This window comes from Bacillus sp. sid0103, from assembly GCF_019219025.1.
Genome location: NZ_JAHUWN010000005.1, coordinates 50423 through 76709 on the forward strand (window position 1 = coordinate 50423; position 26287 = coordinate 76709).

Genomic DNA, 26287 nt, shown 5'->3' on the forward strand with positions numbered 1-26287 from the left:
TACTAATGAGGAACTTGGTTCAAGGTAAACCATCTCATTCAGAATCTTATAACCTTGTCTATTCTTAAAAGCATCTTTAGCTTCATTTTCCATGTCTAATTCATACATTAGGGAATTCATTCAGAAAAATTTCAGTCCCGGGGTATCAGCTGATCTTCTGCAGTAACCATTATGTATGATCTTCTCTCCAAGCAGGCATAGCAGGAACTAGATGATAGTTCCTGCTTTTATCGTTCATAGAGAGTGTCATTTGATTTCTCTTTGCTTAATTATGTTCTCTAGAAAATTAGTTAATTGGCAACCTGGGATTTCAACCTTCTAACCTTCATTAGAATGCAAATATCTTAAGCTGCTTCCTGCTGATAACAAGGATCATTGAAGTATACAACTTCAGAAAGAATTTTACAGCCATTCATGTATTTGAGAGCCTCTCTTGCTTCTTCTTCAGTTTCAAATTCAAACATGGAAATATTTGAATCTAAGTAACGAGTGATAATCCACATAAAAATTCCTCCTATTTTAAAATCATTTCTGTCCTACAGACAGACTTCTATAATTTGGCTAAAGATAACTTAAGCTATGTTTAACCTCAAGGATGATTTAGCATGATGAAATCCGCACTCTAGGATTTAACGAAGTAACTATTTATTTCTTCATACCAATGATAATGCAAGAATGGAAATAAATAAAATGCTATAAAGTTATAGTAACAAATAAAAAAAATTTATATGGTAAATTTTAGGGGAATAAAGTGGATTGCCGTGATTGGGAAATACTGCAGGTATAATCGTTTATGCGAGCCGTATCACTTGTTAAAGAAAACAAAAAAGGAATGGAGAAAACCATTCCCTTCTTGACTACATGCTAAGTCCTGCTTGAAGTATTTATTACTTAGAGAATTTAAGTTTAATATCACCATCATAAGGTATATGCTCAACCGTTATGGTTATGTCTTTACCATCCTTATCTTTACCTTTTCTTTTATAGGTGAATTTATTTTCATTAAGCTCTGTTAGTTCAAGAACGGCACCATACTTCATCCCTAGGGAAACATGGGCTCTTATCTTATTTCCATGTACGACATCGAAATAGCCGTAATCACCGCGGCTTTCACCAGTCTTAGCATCAAAAAATTCATATTTATTTGTCTTATCATCATATTTGGCAAGACCTAAATAATTAGAATTATAACTGGATACATCGTTGCCATTTTCATCTAATGCCACGGTTCCTTGCCATAGGGTGCCTGCTAAAATTTTATCCCCATCAATGTTTGTCACAACTTCTCCTGTGGTTGTTTCCAACTTTTTGTCCGGATCAGTAAAGGAAAGTTCTGTTTCTTTATAAGGAATATGATCAACAAATACCTCTACATCGTTACCATTAGCATCTTTACCCATTCTTTTATAGGTAAACATATCTTTATTTAGCTCTGTTATTTTGACAACAGCTTGGTAACCCATCGATTCTGATATTAATACTCTAACCTTCCCATCGTTGGTGATAAAGAAAGTTCCTTTATCGCCACGACTTTCTTTGGTGGTTTTATCAAAAAATTCATATCTCGATGTTTCATCGTCATATTTCGCGAGACCAATAAAGTTTGCATTATATTTTGTTAAGTCATTATTATCTTTATCATATACTTTTGTTCCTTGCCAGTTTGTATTGCTTAGTATACTAGCCAATTCCTGCCCTTTGGTTACCTTATTATCTTTTTTACTGTCTTTAGCTTTTTGTTCTTGCTTCTGTTCACTTTGATTGGCTTGTGCAATGGTGTTACAACCTGTTAGTAATAATGTGAACCCGAGTAGTATTGATGATAATGTTTTTACTTTTTTGTTCATTTTGTAGTCTCCTTATTTCATTATTGTAGTGTAATTTATAGTAGTATCTACGATTTATAGTAGAAATACGGTTTGTTTTTACTTATTGAAGTTTATTCGATCTTGTTATTTCGCTCGTGCTTTTAACAAAATTTGTTCAATCTCTTTAAATCCTCTCTTGCGTGCGTGTTGTAAAGGTGTCACATTCTTATTATCAGGAATGTTGACATCTGCCCCATGATTTATTAGTAATTGCACTGTTTGCTGCTGTTTTTTGTCACCATTACCCAAAATAACCGCTTCTAGTAAAGCTGTCCAACCTAGATCATTTACATGATTAATATCAATATCTGTACTGGTAAGAAGTTCTTTAATAACATCCACATACCCATGTTCAGAAGCTGGGATTAAAGCCGTTCCTCCGTACCGGTTAGTTACAGATGGGTCGGCACCTGCTGAACTTGTGATGTGGAGGTGGCTGACAGTATTCATTGGATGTATTTTCATTCTTCAGGGATGTGCCTCTGAAAACGCTGGAGATCCGAATAAACAGCAAAATGAGAGAAAAGGAGAGATAGATGTGAATCAACAACTATTTCAAGCTGTAGAACACAAAGAAACGGACACCATAAGAAGATTAATTGAGGAAGGTATTGATATTAATTCACAGGACTCACAAGGGCGAACTGCCACGATGATTGCGACTTATAACAATGATGTAGAGATTGCAAAAATCCTAATTGACGCGGGGGCAGATGTCAACATCCAGGACAACATGGAAAATAGCCCCTTCCTGTATGCTGGTGCAGAAGGATATTTAGATATTCTTAAACTTACGATTGAAGCCAGCCAATCGTTAATTGTTACTTAAATTATGTTAATACTTAATCTTAAACTCCCTCTAAATAATTTCTTAAAAAAAAATAAACTTTTTAATAAAATTTCTTTATATCCATAAAAAATACCGCCACCTTTGTGACGGTTACTAAAACAGATTATTTAATTTACACATTAAATCGATACCCAGCTCCCCAAACAGTTTCCAAGAATTTCGGATGTGCAGGATCCCTTTCGATTTTCCCTCGTATTTTCCTGATATGAACGGTGACAGTTGAAACATCTGCTGCTGATTCTAACCTCCATATATTTTCATATAGCTGTTCTTTGCTTAATACTTGATTCGGATGCATCACAAGAAACACAAATAAATCGAATTCTTTTGTTGTAAACGGAATTTCTTCTCCGTTCATATGAACTTTGCGCGCTGACTTATCAATGGATATTCCATGAACGAAAATGGTATTTTTTTTAGCCTCATTTCCTGCTAAACGTTCAAAACGCTCTAAATGTGCTTTCACCCTAGCTACCAGTTCACTTGGACTAAAAGGTTTGGTAATATAATCGTCTGCCCCTAAACCGAGACCTCGAATTTTATCGATCTCGTCCTTTTTAGCGGATACAAACAAAATAGGAATATTTTTAACAGCGCGTATTTGTTTACATATCTCAAATCCATTTACACCTGGGAGCATGACATCCAAAATAATTAAATCATAATGATTTTGAAGAGCTAGTAGGAGCCCTGCATCACCATTATGTTGAATTTCGACATTAAAATGATTAATTTCTAGATAGTCTCTTTGTAGTTCTGAAATACTAACATCGTCTTCAATAAGCAATATCTTTTTCACAATACATTTCCTTTCTTCTTTAAGGAAAAGAAGATACTTGTACCTTTTCCTATCTTGCTTTTAGCCCACATTTCCCCTCCATGCTCTTGAATGATATGTTTTGTGATTGCAAGTCCTAAGCCACTTCCGCCTGTCTGAGAATTTCTAGATTGTTCTGCCCGGTAAAAACGATCAAAAATGTAAGGTAAAGCAGCCGGCTCTATCCCTTGTCCATTATCTTTTACTTGAACAGTTACATCATAAATTCCTTCATATAGAGAAATGGTAATGTTCTTTTGGTCCTTATTCATATATTTTACACAATTGCTAATTAGGTTGGCCATTACGCGTTTTAATTTCTCCCTATCTGCTAGTACACTTATCGGTTTGTCCATAAGATGAAGGTCAATTTGGATCCCTTGTTGGAGTAAATCAAGATGAAGGTCTTCTACGTAGTCGCTCATATATTTATCCAGTTCGACGGTTTCAAAAGTAAAGGGCTCTTTTTTTAAATCCAGCTTGGAAAATAAGAACAGTTCATCTATCAATGAATCCATATATCTTGCTTTTTGGTACACAGTTGATAAGTACTTGTCCATCTTCTGTGGAGTATTAGCTACACCGTCTTTTATCCCCTCAACATATCCAATAATTGAAGTAATAGGAGTCTTCAAATCATGCGAAATATTGGACAATAGTTCTTTTCGATTTTCCTCATACTGAATCTGGAGATTCACGGATTCTTTTAACTTTATTCTCATATCCTCAAACGCTTTATTTAATTGTCCGATTTCATCATTCGAAGAAGCTTTGATTTCAAAATTTAGATCTCCTGATTTTATTCTCTCAGCACCTTCTCTAAGAATTGAAATAGGCTTGATGATGCTTCGTGAAACTAGATAGTTCAAAAGTCCAATAATTATTATAAATAGAACTAGCAATAGACCGAATAAAATTGGAAACAACTCCCGAGTCAATTCAGCAAAGGAGCTTGCCTTTCTCAATACAAAAATACTTCCTTTACTTTTATCTGGAAAATAGAAGTCAAACTTCACATAAGTGAAAAAATAATCTTCAATTTTAATCGTATCTCGTGTATTAATGTTCGTTTCTTCAAACCCGGGAAGGGACTTAATCAATGTTTGCTTATTAAGAGTGGGAGAAGCGTACTCAATGTTTCTATTCTTTCTTACGACAATCTTAATATCTTGCCGTTCAATCTTTTTTAGTTCCTCTTGGTTAAGAAGTTGCTTAGGATTATGTTTAGCCAACAGCTTTAAGTCTAGAAACGCACTTTCCTCTACGGGTGTTAATGGTTTTTGAACATAAGATTTTTTGTAAAAATACTCGATAGAATTTACATCACCAGTTATCGCAAAAATAAGTAAGAAACCAGCTGCTAAAAATAAAATGATAGAAATAAGGATTACCCCAACGTAGGACAACAGAAACCTCATTTTAATTGACATTATATTCACTCCAGTGTCTATCTCTTGCTCATTCTTTAATGAAAGTTCACCATTTTCGGCTTATTCTTGAATGGGAGATACTGTTTGCAAATGTACCATATCACATAATCCTTAAAACTTTCTAAAATATATATGAAATGTTCATAAACATCTAACAATAAACGGCTTAAATAGTAATAGCGTAGAATAAGGAAGATTTGTTGTTATCTAGTTAGGAATATATAAATGAGCTTATTTTTAAATTTACCAAGAACATAAATTCTTATAAAAGAAAACTGCTTCTACATAGAAAAAGCTATCAATTCCTAAAATAAATAGGAACGATAGCTTTTTCTTAAATCAAATGAAGGTTTTATGGTTGTTGGCGAACCGTTAATTGTTGAGGTTCTGTTGTCGCTTTAAGGCCGCTTTTTGTAACTAGATCAGCCGACATGTAATACGTCCCATCTGGAAGATCAGATTTAGGTGCCCATTGGGTTCGAAGTGTGTGTTCATTTTTCACTTCAAAAGAATCGACTATCTTACCATTTCCATCTTTAATATTAATTGTCCAGTCTATTCTGTTTGAAGCGTAACTAATAATTTGTGCTGGATTATTTTTGTTAACATTTTCCGTCGGACTTACATAGAAAAAAGAAATGATCATGTCTTGATTAACATAGCTTGGATCTCCCCAAACTGCGTACGATTGATTATAGGCATAGTCGGCCGCTAAGACGACAACACTTTTTGGTTCATTATTTACAATTAAAGAAGTTTCCCCTGGAGCTATATCCTTATATTGTCCATCAACCCAAAGGACAGCTCCTAAAAAGTCACTTCCATTTTCATTATCCTTTGCCTTAAAGGAAATTTCATATTTTCCATCCTTTGGCGTTACTTGGATATCAGAAATCATTGGAGCAGTAGAGTCGACTTTAATGGGCATTTTCACTATCTGTGGTTTTGCATTTGTATAATCTAATGTCGTTTTAATCACATATTGATAAACACCATCCGGTACAAATTCTCCTGACTTATCTTTCATATCCCATAGATATCCGCCAATTCCAAAATCACCATATGCCATAATATTTTTTCCGAATTTCCATGATTTTCCTGTATACTCGCTAAAGTCACCTAAATATTGAATGATATTTCCTGATGGATCTTCGACATACATTTCGGTTTTTTGTAAATTACGTAAAGCTGTAAAGGTTGAATAGACACCATTAGCAAAGAAGTTTGGCGAGAAAGCAATATGATTAGGATTAAATCTTCCCGTAGCTGGGTCATATCCCATTGGATAACTTTCTGATATATCATCCCAAAGAGCGGTATAGCCTAAAAATGCATCTTTCTCCCATGCTGCAGGGTCAATATTTTGTGGCTCATCCCATTTTCCATAGAAGCCCATATAAGGAATGGATAAAGGTACGGCTTTATCTTGATCCTTTGCTACTGGAACTAGACGGACAAACCCTTCTACAAAACTATTTTTCTTTAATGAATCTGGTAAAGATACATTAACTGTTAGCATTTTTGTTTGACCAGGTTTTATTTTAATAGAGGCTCCGTCTGTTTGTGTTACTTTTTTATCATTCACAGTGACGCTTGCACCATTAATACGTTCACTTGTTAAGGTTAGATACTCTTTGGAGTCTAAAGTACCATCATTGTCTAAATCAAATTCTTTCATTTCAGTCTTATCTTTTAGCACATCAACATAAACCTGGTATTCAATATCATCTTTATTACCTTTAGGAGCATCAAATGCTTCAACATTTAATTTAAAACTTGTTTTTTGACCCATTTCTTTTAGAGCAACGAATCCCGCTTGTTTTAAAGGTGTATCTTTGCTTGTGATAATGACTGGTGTATGAATGGCATTTTGAATTTGCATTAATCCAGATCCTTGTACTCTTGGTGAATACGGTACAGCACCATTTGTTCGTGGATCCATAACAACCTTTGCAGTATTCATTAATGCTAGTTTTGCTTTTAAAACCGTACTTTCTGAATGTGGCAATCCTTTTTCATAAAGTGCCTGCAATAACAATGCTGAACCGCCTGCAACATGAGGCGTTGCCATGGATGTTCCGCTCATTACTTCATAGTCATTTCCTGGTACAGTGGAATAGATATTTCCACCAGGAGCAGAAATCTCTGGCTTAAAATCTAACGTATGCGGGGATCCAATGGATGAAAAATCGGACATCGAGTCTTTCTTTGTGTTTTCTAGCCAAGTACCGCCTGATAATTTCATCTGAACCGCTTGACCACTTGTCAGTTTATTGATCAATTCTTGACCAGCCGCTTTGCCGGTTGTAGCGGCGGGAATGGAATAAGAACTTAAGCCTAAGTATGGGTAGTCAGCCATATTATCTGGTGGAATAATAATAACGGCTATAGCTTCTCCATAACGTTCTGCATCAAATTGAAAATTAGAATAGAAAGAATATTGATCCTGTAGTTTTACCACAGCAATCTTACCTTTTACTTTTGGTTGACCACTTTGATCTAAATAATCAGCTTTTTTAAGTCCGTTACCTACATATACCAGGTCATAACTTTGATTTGGTGATAAAGATTTAGATAGTTTAAAGTTATATTGCGTTTGATCTTGGTAAGGAAGCTGATACCCATTTGCATCAACTAGAGTATTAAAATGAATTTTTGAATTTTCATATGAAGCAACAGATATAGCATATGGACTTACAGATGGTGAACCTACTACTCCAATATCGGGATTTTCTGCATATGGTTTTAAAGAAGAGAACAATAGATTATTTTTTGTACTGTATGATGCATTACCCGCTGCTGCGACAACAAGGGTGCCATTTTCTGTTGCCACCCGAACGGCTTTTTGAATAGGATCGTCTTCTTCACTTACAAAGCCTGCATCAACACCTAAACTCATGTTGATAACATCTGCACCCATTATAATGGCATGTTCGATTCCTGCGATAATATCATCCTCATAAGCTCCGCCGCCATTATCTGAAAATACCTTCTCAGCTAGCAATTGAACGCCTGGTGCAATTCCTTCTACACCACCTTTTGTTTCATCGCCGCTTGCGCCAACTGTACCAGCAACGTGCGTACCATGAGAACTTCCATCTGGACCAGGAATGACATTTGTATCGTTGTCTGCCCAATCATAACCAGTTGGTACTTTATCGCTATACCAAACTTCGTTTACATCTGTCTCTTGAAATTTAGTATTGATGCTTGCTTGAGTCCATTTCTCTTTTTCTTTTGCTTTATCAGGTAGTTTCATATCTTTGTGCATATAATCAATACCGGAATCAACTACCGCTACTAGTAAGCCTTCACCTTTATAACCATATTGGTTCCATACTTTTTGGGCTTGTACTAGTTCCTTACTTGCTCCCATAGTTGGCTGGAATGTGTTTGCAATATGTACATTCGTAACTCCTGGAATGGACTGGATATCTTTAATATTCTGAAACTCTGTTTGTAAACTAAATCCATTAAACCCTTCAAAAAAACGATGTTTCACTTTTGTAGGAGATTTTGATTTAGATTTATTTTTCTTTGAGATTTCATCAATTACTTTGTCTTGCTTTTGCCTATATAAAGTTTTTTTATTTTTGGAGTTTTTATCAACTTCTGTTGGTTGTTCGACTTCTACGATTAAACGAACCATATCATTTGGGTTATATGGTTTAGCCAGACCTTCCTTTTTAATGTCTTTAGAATACAAATCATCTTTACTGGTTTCTTCTATATCTTTATTAAAAAATAAAGGCCTTCCTTGCTCCACCATTTTTCCACCCGTTTGAGATGGGGGTGATGTATCATTGCTTTCTGCAAAAACAGTAAATGATGAAAAAATTAATGAGGTTAAAGCGGCAGTGGACATTACCTTAAATACCTTATTTTTACTTTTATTCATAAGCGTAGCCCCTTTTTTATATATTTAAATATAAAACTTGTGATCCTAGAATCTATAAGTTTTATATTTCTTTACTAAAATGATTAAGAGATTAGTGGTTTATAATTTTGGTTTAAATATAAACTGTTAGGTAGGATAATTGTCATTGATGTTAGTGGGTATTAGGGATGGAAGTCACAAATTCTATAAAATAGTGAGCTAATTTATGACTAATTCAAATAATAAAGCGGCTTAATAATAATGTAAATTGGGGGAATATTGAAGGAAGCGTTCGTTCAAATGACTTAATTTTTATTAAATAAAATGTCGTAAAAGCTAGATTAAAGTAGAACTATCACTTATTTGTTCGAAGGGTATTGTCGAAGATATTATTTTTAGAATTGAATGTAACAGTAAACTGGGGGAAAATAGTAAAAATGCATTCCATTTTTATGACTTTAGTAAAAAATAGAAAATATTACAGTTTTATTTCTGCCCAATTATCGTAACGGTGAACCGTATCATAAGTAAATGAGGTTTATTCTATACAAAGAAATAAATGACACCTAGACTGCACTATGTCTAGGTGTCATTTATTTTGTCATGAGATGTATCCAAGGCCTAAAGAAACGGTGTTAGGAAATTTTGTCCTTGCAAAGAGCTTCACTCAAGTTAGTTTCATTGTTTTGGTCACTTGATTCGGATTTATAAAAATCTTGTTTATCCAAGAATGCGGTGGCTAAGGTACCCCCAACCAGACCCCAGAATGGCGCTCCAATATGGAGAATAGAGATCCCAGAGATTGTGATTATAAAGGAAAAGAGGGCGCCTGATTTGAATGGACCAGAGAAACTCATTTTCAAAGAGTCAACCAGTACACTAATCATGGCGACGCCACCTAGTAATTGAATTAATGAGGCAGGAATGACATATGGAATTTGCGAAGCTATTGGAGAGAATAGAGCTAATAGACAGGATAATACTCCTAATACAATAGCAGCGACATACCTATGTTCAAGTTTGCCTGATTCTTTATTAACAAGTAAGCCCGTCATGGGACCTGCAATACAGGCTGGGTGGCCCCCAAAAAAAGCATTTATAATGGTACCGATTCCGCTCCAATTGGTCATGGCATTGATCGGTGGACGATAGCCATGGGTCTCTAACATAGCAATCCCTTGGGCATTTTGAATGGCAATAACCGTTAAGAGTAATGGAATGACAAGTTCCCCTACAACGGAAAAACTAAATGATGGAATGATAAAATGGGGAATGCCCATTGTTATATGGAGAGGCTGTACAGAAACGTTCGGCAAAAATTTAAGACAAAGAATTGCTGCAATGATCGCCCCTAATATAGGCGGAAACTTTTTTGAAAATCGTAAGAAAAAAGAAAGAGCAAGAAAGACAAGTAAAGGGATTCCGTTGAGTAAAGGATTTTTTACAACCGAGCCGATCATTTCAGTTCCGAAAGGGAGTAAGACGCCTGACACCATCCCCATCATAACTGGCATAGGCAAAACCTTCATCAATTTTGTAACAAGGCCAGATAATCCTAAAAGAAAAATAAGGATCCCGGTTATAATATAGGCACCAACCACTTGGTTGAAAGAATAATGGGTTAAGCTTGAGCCGACAAGAATGGCTCCAGGTATTGAAAAGGCATAGCCTATGGGTTGCCCATAATATAAGGAGACGATGAGCGTTAGGAGTCCACCCATTCCATAAATGGCGAAAATCCATGAGCTGGTTATGCTACCAGACAAATGACCTTTTGCAGCAGCTTGTAAAACAATTAATAATGGTCCTGCTGAACCAAAAAGCCAGGCCACAAATCCATTCGATATATTCCCAACCGATAAAAGCTTTGGAAATTGTATGGTATTTTTTTTGAACAACAAAGTCACTCTCCTTCAACTTATGAATTACACTACATCTTAGTGTATACTTAATTTATCAATACTTAAAATATCTGTTTTATCTTTTTACTATATCTTTTGGGTATGATGGAGGTTTCATCTTGGATATTCGACAGTTAAAATACTTTGTCACTATAGCAGAAGAAGGTAAGATCACGACAGCTGCAAAGAAATTAAATATTGCTCAACCTCCTTTGAGCAGACAACTCAAACAAATGGAAGAAGAGCTAGGCGTCATTTTATTTGATCGAGATAACAAAAGTCTTAATTTAACCTTGGAGGGGGAAAGATTACTTCTTCGAGCAAAAGAACTTTTAAATAAACTTGATGAAACAATGGTAGAAGTTCAAGAATTGAGGAAAGACGCCAGTGGGATTTTATCTGTTGGATCCAATCTTTATTGTGCATCTTTAATTCTTTCTAAGGTGGTAGATATTCGTGAGAAAAATCCTGGTCTTACTTTCAAAGTATGGGAAGGTGAAACGATTCATCTCATAAAAATGTTATCTAAACGTCAGATTGAGATTGCGATAACAAATAGTCCAATAACAGAAAAAAGTATCTCTCAAATGACATTGGAAGGTGACCCATATGTGCTTGTTTTGCCTGAAAAATGGACGTGGAGTGGATCAGAACAATGCAGGTTAGAGGAAATCATCGATTTGCCATTGATTCTTCTGCGACCAAACTATGGTTTAGGTGCGTATGGACAAATTGTCAATGAATTTCAACGGTTAGATTTAGAACCAAATATACTGTGCGAATGTCAGGATTTAATTATGTTACTTGGTCTCGTTTCATCGGGGTTTGGTGCAACGATCTTACCGCTCTCGTTATTATCCCTCCATTCATTGGGAGGATTGAGAGTCATTCAGCTAAAGGATCAGACCTTAATATCTGAACCCAAAGTAATTTGGAGGAAGAATAGTTATTTATCAAAAGCAGCAAAAGAATTTTTAAAACTTTTTTAGACACCAAAATTATTTACTCAAAAGTAAAAGACTTCAACGTTGAAAAATGGCAAATAAAATGAAACAGGTATTAGTTTTGACTGTGGTAAAGTAGATCTTTAAATGAAAAATAAAATATATTCATGGTTTTATAACCTCATTTAGATTCGTTACGGAGAACCGTATCATAAGTAAATGAGGTTTATTAAAACTATTTCTATTCAATATCGATAGAGTGGACTGTAGGAGTTGCTGAGGGAGCAAAACCTATGGCCACTCTTATTTAGTTTATTTAAAGTACTTTTACATTTCTTTAAACTTATTTACCTAATTCCTACATAAATTCCATTAATGCTTAATGTTTGCCATTTAAACTATCAATAGATAGAAAAACATAAATGAGGAGGAATATTTACTTTATGGAAAATCAAGTATCTAAAAATGGCATGAATCGACGAGATTTCTTAAAAGCGGGAGGAATGAGCACGCTTGCACTTACCCTTGGATCAACTGGAGTGTTAGCGCTCGGTTCAAAAGCATTTGCGGATACTACTAGTAATCCAACCAGCGGTTTTGGCGGGTATGGTCCTTTGGTTCCAGATCCTAAAGGAATTCTCGATCTTCCACAAGGTTTCCATTACAAAATTATCTCCGAAGAGGGCGGTCAGCTGACAAACGGCGGAAAAATCCCTGGCGCCTTTGATGGAATGGCAGCTTTTGAAGGACCCAATAATACGACCATTCTTGTTCGTAATCATGAATTAAGCAATGGTGCAGCAAATCCGGTGATTGGCACCAAGCCATATGATGCCGCATCTGCAGGGGGTACAACTGCTCTAGTTATTGGCCCAAATCGAAACGTCATCAAAGAATATGTAACCTCTTCAGGTACAATTCGAAATTGTGCAGGAGGAGCGACACCTTGGTGTACCTGGCTGACTTGTGAAGAAACACGTACTGCGACACACGGATATGTATTCGAAGTGGATCCGCAGCAACCGGAGAATGAAATGTCCAGAACCCCAATTAAGGATATGGGACGCTTTTCTCATGAAGCCTGTGCGATTGATCCGGCGACAGGATATGTTTACTTGACTGAGGATGCATCCCCAAGTTATTTCTACCGTTTTATCCCAAATGACACCACCCAACAGCCGGGTGCCCTGCAAAAAGGCGGCAAGCTTTATGCGGCGGCGATTGAAGAGGTAGCTGGCCCATCAGCAAGCACATTTAAAACAGGACAAACATTTAAGATTGTCTGGAAGGATTTAGATCCTCATTTATGCCGCGAGGATGCCAAGGCAAAAGGCTGTATTGAATTCAAAAAATTAGAGGGAGCGTTCTTCCAGGCGGGCGTCTTTTGGTTTGATGATAGCTCTGCCGGAGAAAAAAATCTTGGACGCATTTACCGCTATATTCCACACACTAATACCTTGGAGCTTTTCTATGAGGCAACTGATGCAAAAGACATGGAATCTCCGGATAATATCGCCATGACTCCCTGGGGCGACCTTTGGTTCGTAGAAGATGGAGCAGGCGACGACCGACTTATGGGGATTACACCTGAAGGCAAAACCTATCCTTTTGCACACAATCGTCTAAATGGATCTGAAATGACAGGCCCTACCTTCTCGCCTGACGGAAACACGCTTTTTGTCAATATTCAAAGCCCTGGCAAAACCTTTGCCATCTGGGGGCCATTCCACCGCAGTAACGCAGCCCGTGCAAGGGAAATGTCTTACGCAGCTCCTTCAAAGGATTTTGCACCACAGGTATCGGACAAACTAGTTAAGTTTGCCGAGAGCCAAGGAATGTCTGTTCTTGAGGCGGCAGCGTTTGAGCGCCACGGATTGAAGATTTAGTTTTAAATGAATCCAAAAAAAGATGTAAGCCATACATGTCTGGTTTACATCTTTTCCTTTTCACTTATGTTGTATAGATCGTTTGCTTGATTGTTTCATAAAAAAGAAGTCTTACCATGGACTAAGACTTCTTTTTTAATTTACACAGCTAGATTCATTTTTTGCTTTCGCCGATAAACCACCTTAGATAATAGAACACTGCATTCATATAGGAATATCAGAGGAATGACTACCAATATGTCTGATAGAAAATCCGGCGGGGTGATGAAAATAGCGATTAATATTAAAACAAAATAAGCGTATTTTCGAATCTTTTGCAATCGATATGGGTTCAGAACTCCGACACTGGTTAGGAACATGATAATCACTGGAAGTTCGAATAAAAATCCAAATGGCAGTGTCATATGAATTAAAAACATAAAGTACTTTTCTGTTGTAAAAAAGGTCATAAACATATCCTCTGACATGGATAGGAGGAATTGAAATACCGTAGGGAAAATGACAAAGTAGCCGAAGCAAATCCCGATAATAAATAGAAGGAATAAAGTTGGAATATATGCCAGTGTTACTTTACGTTCCGTTTCTCTCAATGCGGGACGGACAAACAGCCAAGTTTGATAGGCGGCCATTGGGATGGTTCCTGCAATGGCTGCGACACTTGATAGGATCATATAGACCCATAAAATATCGCTCGGTCCTAATATGGCCAGCTTCACTGCTAGGTCCTTCACCAGCCAGTGATAAATGTCTTGTACATAGATAAAGGACACAATGAAGAGCAGGATAAAGGTTCCTAATACGAAAATGAGACGTTTGCGTAATTCTTCAAAATGACCAATAAGGTCCATATCGTGGTTTTTCATGGGTCCTCCTTATAAAAAAGAAGATGCAAGCCTCTCACATCTTCCTAAAAAATGATATGAATTAAATTGCTTTTTCCTCTTTTGGGGGCTGTGTTTTTGCCGGCTCTTCATCGGAAACTAAATCTCTTGTTGATTTTTTGAACTCTTTTAATGTTGAGCCTACAGCTCTGCCTAATTCTGGTAATTTTGAAGGACCAAAAATGATTAAGGCGATTACAAGAATAAGAATCAAACCCGGAATCCCAATATTTTGTAGCATTTTAAATTCCTCCTCAAATAAAACTTCTTTTTGCTTTTTCTGTTGTTGGCTGTAATTAAAAAACCTGTATTAGCATTGCAATTGCATAAAAGACAACTCGAAGCTGCTACTTTCTTCCCCCTTTGAGTGGTTTCATTATCCTTAACTATTATTATAGGTAACCACCTTCACTATGTTAATTAAGGGAGTGTAAAGAATTGTTAATAAACTATTAATTTGTTTTAAGGCAAAATCAGCCCATATGTCAGGGAAATTGATAAAAGACTGGCTTGTGGCGTAAATCATAGTTTTGGCAATCAGTTAGTCCTAGTTTTAGCTCCTGGTCCGAAGGTGAGTCACCTAAGGAACCATTTACTATTACTAAAGAAAAATTTTCCAAAAAATTATTGACAGTAATTAACAACTGTATTATTATCATTATCAATAATGATAATAATACAGTTAATGGGATAAAAAAGGGGAGATTCGAATGGTAAGTACAGCAACGATTATTTCGATGTTTGTTCCGATTGTAGTTTCATTTGTTTTATTTGCGGGGTTGATTTTGGTTTATAGAAAGAAAACAGGTATTGCTGTTAAGCCGGTGGTAATTGGCGCTATTGGATTTGTCGTAACAACACAGGTTTTAGAAAAAGCATTGCACGTAGTTGTCGTAACAAACTTTCCGAATTATGCGGATCACCCATGGTTATTTGGTTTATACGGAGGCATGGCAGCAGGCTTATTTGAAGAGTTAGGCCGGTTTCTATTATTCACTTGGCTCCTGAAAAAATTCCATGATTACAAAGGTGGAATCTCCTTTGGAATCGGCTGGGGTGGTATTGAAGCTGTTGTGTTAGTGCTTATGACTGTTGTGCCAAACATCATCTTCGCTTTTATGATTAATTCCGGTACCTTTGAGTCATCCCTGGCGGCAAAACTTCCAGCGGATCAGTTGTCCGCGATGAAAGACTCGTTATTAAATCAAGGGGTTTCCTTTTATTTATTAGGATGTTTGGAACGACTCTTTGCGGTATTCATGCAAATCGCTTTTAGTTTATTTGTTTTAATAGGGGTAGTTAAAAAGAAATTTTCCTATGTCATCTATGTAATTCTCATTCACGCAGCAATTGATTTCCCACTCGTATTCTTCCAAACAGGCCATCTTAAAAACCTATTGGTCATTGAATTATACGTAGCAATTGTCGGGCTATTATCGTTTGTCTTCATTAAAAAGGCGAGGAATATGCTGCCTAATGCTACAAGATAATTTGATAGCATTATTTATTTAATAAATAGAAAAAATGCCCTGTAGCTTATAAAAGCTCAGGAAATGCGATAGCATTTTCGAGGATCTCGCGTCTGGAACGTAGATCAACAGGGTGCCAAAATCAACAATAAGTCTTACCATGGCCTAGATATAAAAAAAAGCCACGTACTACCTAACTGGTAGTACGTGACTTTAGTCATTAATTTCGGATTAGATAATCAAATGCACCTAATGCTGCTGTTGCACCTGAACCCATCGAAATAATGATTTGCTTATATGGGCTATTTGTGCAGTCTCCCGCCGCAAACACTCCTGGTATGTTGGTTGCTCCGTGGTTATCTACAATGATCTCACCGAATCGAGTACGCTCAATGGTTTCGCCTAACCAATCGGTATTTGGTACAAGACCAATCTGGACAAACACACCTTGTAATTCAACGTGATGCTCTTCTTTTGTATCGCGATCGATGTAAGAAATGCCGTTTACCTTGTCAGTACCGGTAATTTCTTTGGTTTGAGCGTTCTTTATAACCGTTACGTTAGGCAAGCTGTAAAGACGGTCCTGAAGGACAGAATCAGCTTTAAGCTCTGGCGCAAACTCAAGAACTGTAACATGGTTCACAATGCCTGCGAGATCAATGGCTGCTTCAATACCTGAATTACCTCCGCCAATAACGGCTACGTCTTTTCCTGCAAACAATGGACCGTCACAATGTGGGCAGTACGCTACACCTTTGTTTTTAAACTCTGCTTCGCCAGGAACACCAATATTACGCCAGCGGGCACCTGTTGAAAGAATAACAGTTTTACTTCGCAAAATAGCACCGTTTTCAAGTTCGATTGCAATAAGATCCTTCTTCACTAAACGCTTAGCACGCTGTAAATTCATAACATCAACATTGTACTCTTTGACATGTTCTTCAAGACTTGCTGCGAGTTTAGGACCTTCTGTATATTTTGTGCCGATAAAGTTCTCGATGCCCATTGTGTCCATAACCTGGCCGCCAAAGCGTTCAGCCACAATCCCCGTACGAATACCTTTGCGTGCCGCATAAATGGCTGCACTTGCACCGGCAGGGCCGCCTCCAACAACAAGCACATCAAATGGTTCCTTATCAGAAAGCTCTGATGCATCAGAACCACTGCCCATCTTGGCGAGGATTTCATCAAGTGTCATACGGCCGCTGCCGAAGGATTCACCATTTAGGAATACCGTTGGTACGGCCATGATGTTTTTGTTTTCAACCTCTTCTTTAAACGCTGCACCATCAATCATGGTATGCGTAATGCCAGGGTTAAGAGTGCTCATGATGTTTAGTGCTTGTACCACATCAGGACAGTTGTGGCAGGTTAGGCTGATGTAAGATTCAAAATGAAATTCACCTTTAATGTTTTTAACTTGATCAATAAGCTTTTGATCAACCTTAGGAGCTCTTCCGCTGACCTGCAGCAGAGCTAATACTAATGAAGTGAATTCGTGTCCAAGAGGAACACCTGCAAAAGTCACTCCAGTGTCTTCACCGATACGATTTACACTAAAGCTTGGAGTTCTTTCTAACTCGATTTTCTCAACTTTAATGTGAGAAGACATGTTGGCCAATTCATCTACTAATGCCAGCATGTCGCGAGAAACGTCATTGGATCCTGCACTTACTTTAAGAAGGACATCGCCCTCCATTAATTGTAGATACTGGGCTAACTGTGATTTTATATCTTTATCTAGCATTAATCTCACTCCTTAAATTTTTCCTGCGAGTCAGTTGATAATTCTGCAAACAATAATAATTCTAATTCAATAATTATTATCATATAAACTTCATTATCAGTCAAGTGAAAAATCCCACTATTATTAGGCTTTAAAAAAGTGATGCTGTAATATATAAAATAGCAGTTTTAATTATGTACTGAAAAAGGGAATTGGAAGCTTCCAATTCCCTTAGTATTTTAAACGTACCTCTTAGATTTTACCTACAAGGTCAAGGCTTGGCTTAAGTGTTTCTCCACCTTCTTGCCATTTAGCTGGGCAAACTTCACCTGGATTGTTACGAACGTATTGTGCCGCCTTAATCTTGTTCAAAATCGTGCTTGCGTCACGGCCAATGCCATCTGCATTGATTTCCATAGCTTGAACTTTACCGTCTGGATCGATGATGAAAGTACCGCGTTGTGCAAGACCTTCTTCTTCGTCTAGTACATCAAAGATACGAGAAATCTTTTGAGAAGGATCACCAACCATAATGTATTCAATTTTGCCAATAGCAGGTGAGTGATCGTGCCATGCCTTATGAGTAAAGTGAGTATCAGTTGATACAGAGTAAACTTCTACACCAAGATCTTTCAATGTTGCGTATTGGTTTTGCAGGTCTTCTAGTTCAGTTGGGCATACGAATGTAAAGTCTGCTGGGTAAAAGCAAACTACGCTCCATTTTCCTTTAAGATTTGCTTCAGAAACGGTAATAAAATCACCGTTATGGTAGGCTTGGGCTGTGAATGCTTGTACTTCTTTTCCGATTAAAGACATAATTTATTTCCTCCTAGAATGTTTTTTGAGATTTATTGTTAACTAGTTTTTGACATAAAGTCAAAACTATAAATAACCAATAACAATGATAACCTTTTAATTATTATTAGTTAAATAGAATAATTCTAATTACAAAGTTATTATCATATAAATCTTATTGGTTTGTCAAGCATGAAATCCGGATTTAGTATAAATGCAATAGAATCTATCTGATTCGTTATGATCTAGTAACTCTAAAAATTAATTTTCAATTACTATAAAAATTTCTCAATTACCACTTATGGTTACAGTTTTACTTAATAAAAAAAATCAGGAAATCGTTATCGATTTCCTGATTCATTGGTTAATAGATGACCACCGGCTCATATGTTTCGAGATTATTATAAACAGATTTCATAATACTAGATTGAGTGTTGACACAGCCACCTGATCCTGCATTAAGGTAGGCAGTGCTTGACCAGTTTGACCGCCAGCTGGCATCGTGGAACCCTTGCCCGCTGTTCGTAAATGGTGCCCAATAATTGACTTTCACTTCATAAGAACCACTGCCTACATGTGAGCCCTTGAGTACGGATGGTGTTCGCTTGAATAGGATATACCAGACTCCTTTTGATGTATCCTCACCGGTGCTGTGTTTGCCGGTCACGACATTTGTTGTGAGGACTAATTTCCCATTTTTATAAAGCCAAACACGCTGTTGTGCAATCGACACTTCGGCATACGTATGGCCTATGCCATTGTTCGTAGTCGTTTCATAACCGTAGCCCTCATTACTCCAGCCATGTCCGATAATATGAGAAGCAGTAATGGATTTCTCACCTTTTTCAAAAGCCGTCTTAATCTGTTTTGTTTCCTTTTTCACATCTAATGCCCAGCCATAGCCTTGTCCCTTAACCTTAATGACTTTACCTGAATGGGTCTTAAAGGTGAAATCTTTATCTAATGTAGCTTGAGAACTATTAATTTCATCAATTTTCTTGTCAATATCGCTTTGATCTATTTTAATCTTCATGTCAACTGACACAGAAGCAGTTTTAATTAACTCGCTGCCTTTTAAGGAATAAACTTTATCCTGGACCTTATAATCAACGGTTTGTTGAAGGAGTTCCTGCAGCTTTTTCCCTTCATTTTTTACAATCTGACTGTCTTCTTTGATTGGCTGTATGTATACAGGATTAAGACGAATTTCACTAGTATACTCCTGCTTTTCGTAGTCCTTTAATAAATTAGCGACATCAAATTGCTGGCCATTATTACTTTTTGAAATGATAATTTTACCCTGCTCCAAACGGGCCTGTGCATCTTTTGGCGCAGTTAAACTTTTATTCATGGATACAAGCTTGTCTTCCACTTGTTTTTTCAACTCTTGGCTGCGATAGTGATCGAGATTACTTGGAACTAATGAATAATTTTTAGCTTTGGAAGAAGGAAAAAGTGTATGCTGGTTTTTTAATAATTTTTTCACACCTGATAGATCTTGCTCCGTAAATCCCATTGTTGTATCTTTACCATCTATAATTTGCTGTTCTCCGACATAGACTTCGTTTTTTAAGACAGATGTTTTTAACGCTTTAAGTGCCTGTTCAGCATTCAGTCCCCCGACTGTTGTGCCGTTGATCTTGATATGAGAATTAAAGTGATTTGCCTGATAATAGCTGATTCCCGCAGTTATGAGTGCAATAATAATGATGATACTTGTTGTGATAAACTTCCAGCTTTTAAACCATTTAGCTGGTTTCGCTGATTTCCCCTGTTGTTTGGCCCTTCCCTCAACGGATTCTGATAAAGCATTTTCCATAAATAATCCCCCCGTACCTATACATCCAATTATCGACGTTCTTCGACTTAAACCATTTGGTTTTACATCCTTAAACAATCATCTTATTAGATTTTACTACTATTCTACTAAAAGTATAGTGTGAACTTTGTCACATTTTGTATCTGTGTGAAATTTTTATATTTATCACTTTTAATAGCAGCGAATCATTTTATAATAAATGTTTGCAATACTCAATATGATTTTGTTATTTCAGAGAAATTTATGGTTATGAATAGAGTTAATAGGCCATTTCTCATGCGATATCAGATCTTTTATAAGAAAAAGGTAGTGTTTTTGTTTGTTTTACAGAAGATCCATACTCTATCAATAGCGGATTTACAATTCTCCAATATTTTTTAGATAAATTAATAGGAGATGAATTGGAAGAAGGGAATTACTTCAACTTCGGTGACTTTAAGGTAGGTCCTGCAAATAAGCGGGCAACAGTGGAAATCCAGGATGAAAACGGAAAAACCATTTCACTTATACTTTCCAAATAGAAGATTAATTTAATAAAAGGGGGCAGTCTAAGGCTACAGGGTTCCGATATGGGGCGCAAAAAGGTAAATCACATTATATTTAAGGCATTAATTAACATAGGAATTTACGCCCTAATTTTTATTATTGTTACAACGATTTTTCTATTTCTGTTATGAAGGACAAAACCAATTAAGATTTCTGAAGAACTGTCCTTCATTACACTGATGAAGGACAAAACCAATTAAAAATTCTGAAGAACTGTCCTTCATAGCATCAATGAAGGACAAAACCAATTAAGATTTATGAAGAACTGTCCTTCATAACACTAATGAAGGACAAAACCAAATAAGATTTATGAAGAACTGTCCTTCATAACACCAATGAAGGACAAAACCAAATAAGATTTCTGAAGAACTGTCCTTCATAACACCAATGAAGGACAAAACCAAATAAGATTTTTGAAGAACTGTCCTTCATAACACTGATGAAGGACAAAACCAATTAAGATTTATGAAGAACTGTCCTTCATAGCATCAATGAAGGACAAAACCAATTAAGATTTTTGGAGAACTGTCCTTCATAACACCAATGAAGGACAAAACCAATTAAGATTTTTGGAGAACTGTCCTTCATTACACTGATGAAGGACAAAACCAATTAAGATTTATGAAGAACTGTCCTTCATAACACCAATGAAGGACAAAACCAAATAAGATTTATGAAGAACTGTCCTTCATTACACCAATGAAGGACAAAACCGATTAAGATCCCTGAAGAACTGTCCTTCATAACAATGATACATTCTTCGCCTTCTCATAGGTGGGTTTTCGGAATTATTTAAGTTAACATTAAAATATTGAGCAACAGCACTTGGTGAGATTAATCATAGGCCCAAAAAGCTTGCTGTTGTCGGAATGCGGGTCTGATTTGGACAACTAATCCAGGCCCCATTCAGACAAGAAAAACCCGTACGCTCAAAGGCACCGTACGGATTTTTACGTTAAGTGAAATTATTATCCCTAGTATTGGGGCATCTTAATTTAAAATGGTTACCTTTAATTGCTTCACACCAAAGTTAACGGCATCTTGCTCCTCAGGAATAAAGACATCAATTCGATTTCCTTTAATAGCTCCACCAGTATCTCCGGCGGTTGCTTCACCATAGCCTTCTACATAAACTTTACTGCCAAGCGGTATAACATTTGGGTCAACTGCGATGACTTTTGCATTTGGATTTGCTTTAAGGTTAATTCCAGTAGCAGTAGTACCAGAACATCCCTCGCAAGATGCCGTATAAGCTGTAGCCTTCACAGTAATTTCCCTTGAACTTGTATTACTAGTTGATGCAGCTTCTACCTTTGGTTCACTTTCCTTTGGTGCCTGCGCTACAGGCTTTGCAGATGCTGCTTGTGCAGCCTGCTTGATTGGTTTGTCTGTTACAACCTTAGTAGTAGTAGTATTTAAACCTTCATAGATTAATAGATTTAATCCAGGATGGATAAGATCGGTAGTTAGTTTGTTCCATTCTTTAAGTTGCGAAACAGTTACATGATAATCCATGGAAATGTTCCATAGTGTGTCACCTTTTTTAACAGTATAATGTTTTTCCGGTGCAATCGTTAGTACATCACCCGGGTGAATAAGGTCCGTAGTAAGATGATTCAATTTTTGAATATTTTCTAAAGAAGTATTATTTGCACGTGATAGATCCCAAAGGGTATCACCTTTTTGTACAGTAATAGTTGCAGCTTGTACATTAGCACTTACAGTTACTGAGAGTACAGCAACTGCTAAAATTGATAGAATTCTTTTAAGCATTCTTTTACCCTCCATGTTCTTTGGTTGCTAAGTTTTCTAAATAGTAACATAGAATTTTCTGAAACAAAGAACAGGGAGATGTTAAATCGTTTACATCCGTGGCATTTATATTGCAATAATATTTCTACAATTCTTTTGACTTTCGTTTTTGGGGCAGGATCAGTCTTTCCGTTTTTTCGAAAATAGCTAACAAATTATCTATAAAACGTAACGTAGGTACGACTCGGTAAACGATTAGGGCAGAAGAAATACTAATAGCGGCTCCCACAATCACATCTCCTGGATAGTGTACACCAACCCAAATCCGAGACAGACCAACAAGGCATGCTAATAAAATCCATAAAATACCTATTTTTCTTTTAAAAAGAAAGAAAACCATACAAAATGAGAAGAACAACATGGTGTGATCACTTGGAAAAGAATTATCCACTTCATGTCCGATGAGTTTATTCACGTGAGTCAGTTCAGAGAATGGCTGATTATTCGAATGGATGAGTCCGGCCATTTCTCCCATGATTTCCGCCACTAAAAAGGTAATCAATCCGCAAATAATCATCATTCTATTGGTTTTACGTCTTGTAAACCAAAAGATCAGGATACTTAAGGCTAAAAACAGCACCATATATTCAGCAATGAAAATCATTGCTGGGTTTAAATAAGTGAAATCCTTACCACTATCATTAATGATTCTAAACAATTCAATATTAAGTTCCGATATCCTCATCATCATTTTCCCCCTTATCCTTTTCTGAAGAAAATTATAATAAATTGGTCAAAAGTGGAAAATTTGTTTTTCTTACATCCGCCTTACACTTTTGTAAGTTATACTAGCCAATTAAAGCGCAACAAAAAACACTGCATCCACTTTATAAATAAAGGGAGTTGCAGTGTTTAGTCTGAATATAGTGATACATGTTTCTCCATCTTAGTTTAAGATGGTAACCTTTAATTTTTTCACACCAAAATCGATAGCATCCTGTTTAGATGGAATAAAGATATCAATTCGATTTCCTTTAATCGCTCCGCCTGTATCGGCAGCAATCGCTTCACCAAAACCTTCTACATAAACCTTACTTCCAAGCGGGATCACCGATGGGTCAACAGCGATTACCTTTTTATTGGGATTATCTTTGATATTAATCCCCGTTTTAGTAATACCTGAACACCCTTCACAGGAAGCTGTATAGGCGGTGGCTTTCACGGTAATTTCCTTGACGCTTGTACTTGTACTGCTTGCTAATTTCATCACGGGTGCACTTTTCTTTTTTGCTTCTGCAATAACGGGCTTTGCAGACACCGGAAATGGTTCAGTAACTGCAGGAGCCGCTGGATTCACAGGATTGTCTGTTTTAAGTGTATTCGATTCCTTTTGGATATTTTCTAGAGTTTGATTATATTGATCCCAACGGGTATTGTCTTGTTTTTCAGTAATAGTAGCAGCTTGTACATTCGCACTAACAGTTCCTGAGAGTATAGCAACTGCTATGAATGTTTTAAGTTTTTTTAGCATTCTTTTTACCCTCCCTGTTGTGTGACTGCTCATTGTTCCATATCGTAACATGGATTTTTCTGAGACAAATAACAGGGATATGTTAAATCTTTTACATCTATGGCAAGTATATTGCGATAGTATTTCTAAGTTAATTTAATAATCTGAAAAAGCGACTTTGCTCATGCTCATCTAGGTAAAAAGTCTAGTCGTGTCAACTGCTGAGCTCCATTTCGTTTTATTACAATTATGTTACAGAAAATCAAATAAAACATGTATTTACGATAGTAAGTGGAAATATTTACCCATTACTAACTAGTTGCTATAATTTAACTGTTTATTTCATATTTAGGGGGAGAGTATGTGAAATTCAGGAAGATAGCAAATATTTTTGTCTTACTAGTTTTGGTGATTAGTAGTTTGTTAATTTCAAATAATAATAGAGCCGAAGCTTCAGTATCTACATATGACTTAATGAAGAAATTTTCTAGTTTAGCTTATTTAGATGCTCGTTTAGAAGGTACGAAATTAAAAAAGGGAGTTCCAGCGGGTTGGGTATTTGTAGAACAAGTAGATGATAATTATAATCCATTACATCCTGCCTTTAAGCCATGGGGGGCGATTTCATCAAGCTTCCAAGCGACTGTTTTTGTCAATAATAAGGAAAAAAAGCTGGTGGTTGCCTTTAGAGGTTCTCAAACAGATTTAAAAGATCTTGCCTGGAAAGATTGGCAGAATAATTTTAGAGCGGTGACGAGTGACGATAATGTTCAGGCCAAGAATGGTCACCTATATTTAAACTATCTATACAACATGAAAAATAAAAAATATAAAAATTACAAGTGGTATTTCACTGGGCACTCATTAGGCGGCTGGTTATCCCAGAAACTTTATTTTGATGCAAAAACCGGTAAAGTATACAACAATGATAAAAAGAAATATAAGTATTATGGGAAAATTACAAAGAAAGATATCACAGCGATTGTAACATTTAATTCGTTACCATTAACGAAATATAATGTTAGTAAGTCAACGTGGGATACCATGAAAAAAGATACCAAAGTGACCAATTACGTAGTAAAAAATGAAGTACTGAATGAGTTAACGCTAATAAAGCCAAAGGATTTTAAGTACAGCGGAAAAGTAGTGTATAAAGATAAGAAAATTAGAAATTTATATGAAATGGGCTATAGCCGCCGTCAATTACAAGCTATGAAACCAAGTGAAACACTAAAATTTTTCTATACAAATCGCAAAAAAATTTCCTCCATTTTTAACGGTCATAAACTTTCAAATTTTTAACATAGTATATCATGAAGCTGACTCAATAGTTGTTAAGAGTCGGCTTTTTATTTTGTATAGGGGCTGGAATGGAGAAATGGTAATAATTAATATAAAATTTTGTTCAAACGTAACTTAACATTTGTTCATGGGCTATGCTATATTTATGGAGTTAAAAAACGTTTTTTTTATTGAAGGAGGGGATGTTGTGAAAAAGTACTTTTCACAACTATCTATATGAGTTTTGTTGGGTTATTTTTATCGGGAGCAGTATTATTTCTTAACAGTCTTATGCTGTTAGGAAAGGCTGAAGCAAAAAGTGTTGGGTTCTTTAATATATTTATCGGTATTATTCAAATCATCATCCCATCATACCTAATGGTTGCAGCAGGTCAAAATAATTGGGATCTTTATAATGTTGCAGCGATATTTTTATTTGGCTTGACGTATCTATATGTTGGTGTCACCTTATTGAAAGGACTTGATGGCAGCGGTCTTGGTTGGTTTAGCTTATGGGTCGCGATTATTGCAGTCGTTTATACAATTACCTCCATTATTCATTTCCATGATATCGTCAATGCATTAACATGGGGAATGTGGGCCTACCTTTGGTTTCTATTCTTTTTATCAAATAGCCTTAAAAAGAAAATTGATACTTACATTGGTCTAGTTGCATTCGTACAGTCCTGGGTAACCCTAACCATTCCAGCTTTACTTTATTTTTTAGGGGTCTCAAATACGCCAATCGTTTTGAAAGTCTGGACCTTCGTTTTGATGCTCGCGATTGTCTATTTTGTAGTAAGTCTTTTCAAAATGAAAATTTCCTTTAAAAAAGAAAACAGCGGTCAGGAAATACAAGTGATATAGGAAAAAAAGAGTATGGAATCATAACGATTCCATACTCTTTTTTTGTGAATACACAATTTGTTATGCCT

General features: G+C 36.3%; 19 protein-coding genes and 2 pseudogenes. 6 read left to right on the plus strand and 15 right to left on the minus strand.

Annotated features, from left to right (window positions below; all coding sequences use genetic code 11):
* Positions 1-344: 344 nt before the first annotated feature.
* From KW850_RS07295 to KW850_RS07305, 3 genes and pseudogenes are all read right to left on the minus strand, one after another.
* Positions 345-503, minus strand: coding sequence for a hypothetical protein (locus KW850_RS07295; RefSeq protein ID WP_218346908.1), 159 nt, complete (start codon positions 501-503; stop codon positions 345-347).
* 384 nt (positions 504-887) lie between these two features.
* Positions 888-1847, minus strand: coding sequence for a DUF4822 domain-containing protein (locus KW850_RS07300; RefSeq protein ID WP_218346909.1), 960 nt, complete (start codon positions 1845-1847; stop codon positions 888-890).
* 105 nt (positions 1848-1952) lie between these two features.
* Positions 1953-2300: pseudogene (locus tag KW850_RS07305) on the minus strand (ankyrin repeat domain-containing protein); the annotation flags it as partial.
* A gap of 106 nt (positions 2301-2406) precedes the next feature.
* On the opposite strand from KW850_RS07305, the gene KW850_RS07310 reads away from it, so the two are divergent.
* Complete coding sequence (locus tag KW850_RS07310) at positions 2407-2697, plus strand: ankyrin repeat domain-containing protein (protein ID WP_308128765.1); 291 nt, start codon at positions 2407-2409, stop codon at positions 2695-2697.
* 133 nt (positions 2698-2830) lie between these two features.
* Here KW850_RS07310 and KW850_RS07315 read toward each other — a convergent pair whose 3' ends face one another.
* The 4 genes from KW850_RS07315 to KW850_RS07330 all read right to left on the minus strand — a co-directional run bounded on the left by KW850_RS07315 (position 2831) and on the right by KW850_RS07330 (position 10740).
* Positions 2831-3517, minus strand: a complete 687-nt coding sequence (locus tag KW850_RS07315; RefSeq protein ID WP_218346911.1) for a response regulator transcription factor — start codon at positions 3515-3517, stop codon at positions 2831-2833.
* Positions 3514-4965, minus strand: coding sequence for a sensor histidine kinase (locus KW850_RS07320; RefSeq protein ID WP_218346912.1), 1452 nt, complete (start codon positions 4963-4965; stop codon positions 3514-3516). Before KW850_RS07320 ends, KW850_RS07315 begins: the two co-directional genes overlap by 4 nt.
* A gap of 352 nt (positions 4966-5317) precedes the next feature.
* On the minus strand, positions 5318-8863 hold the full coding sequence (locus KW850_RS07325; protein ID WP_218346913.1) for a S8 family serine peptidase: 3546 nt from the start codon (positions 8861-8863) through the stop codon (positions 5318-5320).
* 614 nt (positions 8864-9477) lie between these two features.
* Positions 9478-10740 (minus strand): benzoate/H(+) symporter BenE family transporter, encoded by a 1263-nt coding sequence (locus KW850_RS07330; RefSeq protein WP_218346914.1) that lies wholly within the window; start codon positions 10738-10740, stop codon positions 9478-9480.
* A gap of 122 nt (positions 10741-10862) precedes the next feature.
* Between KW850_RS07330 and KW850_RS07335 the strand changes: the two genes are divergently transcribed.
* Complete coding sequence (locus tag KW850_RS07335; protein WP_218346915.1) at positions 10863-11732, plus strand: LysR family transcriptional regulator; 870 nt, start codon at positions 10863-10865, stop codon at positions 11730-11732.
* 398 nt (positions 11733-12130) lie between these two features.
* Entirely contained in the window at positions 12131-13573 is a 1443-nt protein-coding gene (locus tag KW850_RS07340; RefSeq protein WP_218346916.1) for an alkaline phosphatase PhoX, read from the plus strand.
* 140 nt (positions 13574-13713) lie between these two features.
* Here KW850_RS07340 and tatC read toward each other — a convergent pair whose 3' ends face one another.
* Complete coding sequence (tatC, locus tag KW850_RS07345; protein ID WP_218346917.1) at positions 13714-14436, minus strand: twin-arginine translocase subunit TatC; 723 nt, start codon at positions 14434-14436, stop codon at positions 13714-13716.
* Between the two features lie 61 nt (positions 14437-14497).
* Positions 14498-14695, minus strand: coding sequence for a twin-arginine translocase TatA/TatE family subunit (gene tatA / locus KW850_RS07350; RefSeq protein WP_218346918.1), 198 nt, complete (start codon positions 14693-14695; stop codon positions 14498-14500).
* Positions 14696-15164: 469 nt separating this feature from the next.
* On the opposite strand from tatA, the gene KW850_RS07355 reads away from it, so the two are divergent.
* Positions 15165-15944 carry a YhfC family intramembrane metalloprotease gene (locus tag KW850_RS07355; RefSeq protein ID WP_218346919.1) on the plus strand — a complete coding sequence of 260 codons (780 nt, stop codon included), beginning with the start codon at positions 15165-15167 and terminating at the stop codon, positions 15942-15944.
* A gap of 199 nt (positions 15945-16143) precedes the next feature.
* Here the strand turns inward: KW850_RS07355 and ahpF are convergent, their stop codons facing one another.
* The 6 genes and pseudogenes from ahpF to KW850_RS34575 all read right to left on the minus strand — a co-directional run.
* Positions 16144-17670: an alkyl hydroperoxide reductase subunit F gene (ahpF, locus tag KW850_RS07360; protein ID WP_218347096.1), complete on the minus strand. Its 1527-nt coding sequence runs from the start codon at positions 17668-17670 to the stop codon at positions 16144-16146.
* A 231-nt stretch (positions 17671-17901) separates the two neighbouring features.
* Positions 17902-18465: an alkyl hydroperoxide reductase subunit C gene (ahpC, locus tag KW850_RS07365; RefSeq protein ID WP_218346920.1), complete on the minus strand. Its 564-nt coding sequence runs from the start codon at positions 18463-18465 to the stop codon at positions 17902-17904.
* A 343-nt stretch (positions 18466-18808) separates the two neighbouring features.
* A complete protein-coding gene (locus KW850_RS07370; protein WP_218346921.1) occupies positions 18809-20263 on the minus strand; it encodes a L,D-transpeptidase family protein in 1455 nt (484 codons plus the stop codon).
* 1536 nt (positions 20264-21799) lie between these two features.
* Positions 21800-22582, minus strand: a complete 783-nt coding sequence (locus KW850_RS07375) for a 3D domain-containing protein (protein ID WP_218346922.1) — start codon at positions 22580-22582, stop codon at positions 21800-21802.
* A gap of 124 nt (positions 22583-22706) precedes the next feature.
* Positions 22707-23306, minus strand: coding sequence for an undecaprenyl-diphosphatase (locus KW850_RS07380; protein WP_218347097.1), 600 nt, complete (start codon positions 23304-23306; stop codon positions 22707-22709).
* Positions 23307-23507: 201 nt separating this feature from the next.
* A pseudogene (locus tag KW850_RS34575) lies at positions 23508-23795 on the minus strand (3D domain-containing protein); the annotation flags it as partial.
* Positions 23796-24434: 639 nt separating this feature from the next.
* Here KW850_RS34575 and KW850_RS07390 point away from each other — a divergent pair.
* Both KW850_RS07390 and KW850_RS07395 read left to right on the plus strand, forming a co-directional pair.
* Positions 24435-25373 carry a Tle-like phospholipase domain-containing protein gene (locus tag KW850_RS07390; protein WP_218346924.1) on the plus strand — a complete coding sequence of 313 codons (939 nt, stop codon included), beginning with the start codon at positions 24435-24437 and terminating at the stop codon, positions 25371-25373.
* A 216-nt stretch (positions 25374-25589) separates the two neighbouring features.
* Positions 25590-26219: an AmiS/UreI family transporter gene (locus tag KW850_RS07395; protein WP_218346925.1), complete on the plus strand. Its 630-nt coding sequence runs from the start codon at positions 25590-25592 to the stop codon at positions 26217-26219.
* Positions 26220-26287 lie beyond the last annotated feature (68 nt).

What these genes read in the sequence shown, in the direction of transcription:
- tatC (WP_218346917.1), bottom strand. Translation starts at nt 14,436, where the DNA reads ATGAAAAACCACGATATGGACCTTATTGGTCATTTTGAAGAATTACGC.
- tatA (WP_218346918.1), bottom strand. Translation starts at nt 14,695, where the DNA reads ATGCTACAAAATATTGGGATTCCGGGTTTGATTCTTATTCTTGTAATC.
- KW850_RS07325 (WP_218346913.1), bottom strand. Translation starts at nt 8,863, where the DNA reads ATGAATAAAAGTAAAAATAAGGTATTTAAGGTAATGTCCACTGCCGCT.
- KW850_RS07295 (WP_218346908.1), bottom strand. Translation starts at nt 503, where the DNA reads ATGTGGATTATCACTCGTTACTTAGATTCAAATATTTCCATGTTTGAA.
- KW850_RS07380 (WP_218347097.1), bottom strand. Translation starts at nt 23,306, where the DNA reads ATGAGGATATCGGAACTTAATATTGAATTGTTTAGAATCATTAATGAT.
- ahpC (WP_218346920.1), bottom strand. Translation starts at nt 18,465, where the DNA reads ATGTCTTTAATCGGAAAAGAAGTACAAGCATTCACAGCCCAAGCCTAC.
- KW850_RS07320 (WP_218346912.1), bottom strand. Translation starts at nt 4,965, where the DNA reads ATGTCAATTAAAATGAGGTTTCTGTTGTCCTACGTTGGGGTAATCCTT.
- KW850_RS07370 (WP_218346921.1), bottom strand. Translation starts at nt 20,263, where the DNA reads ATGGAAAATGCTTTATCAGAATCCGTTGAGGGAAGGGCCAAACAACAG.
- ahpF (WP_218347096.1), bottom strand. Translation starts at nt 17,670, where the DNA reads ATGCTAGATAAAGATATAAAATCACAGTTAGCCCAGTATCTACAATTA.
- KW850_RS07395 (WP_218346925.1), top strand. Translation starts at nt 25,590, where the DNA reads ATGAGTTTTGTTGGGTTATTTTTATCGGGAGCAGTATTATTTCTTAAC.
- KW850_RS07300 (WP_218346909.1), bottom strand. Translation starts at nt 1,847, where the DNA reads ATGAACAAAAAAGTAAAAACATTATCATCAATACTACTCGGGTTCACA.
- KW850_RS07340 (WP_218346916.1), top strand. Translation starts at nt 12,131, where the DNA reads ATGGAAAATCAAGTATCTAAAAATGGCATGAATCGACGAGATTTCTTA.
- KW850_RS07375 (WP_218346922.1), bottom strand. Translation starts at nt 22,582, where the DNA reads ATGCTTAAAAGAATTCTATCAATTTTAGCAGTTGCTGTACTCTCAGTA.
- KW850_RS07355 (WP_218346919.1), top strand. Translation starts at nt 15,165, where the DNA reads ATGGTAAGTACAGCAACGATTATTTCGATGTTTGTTCCGATTGTAGTT.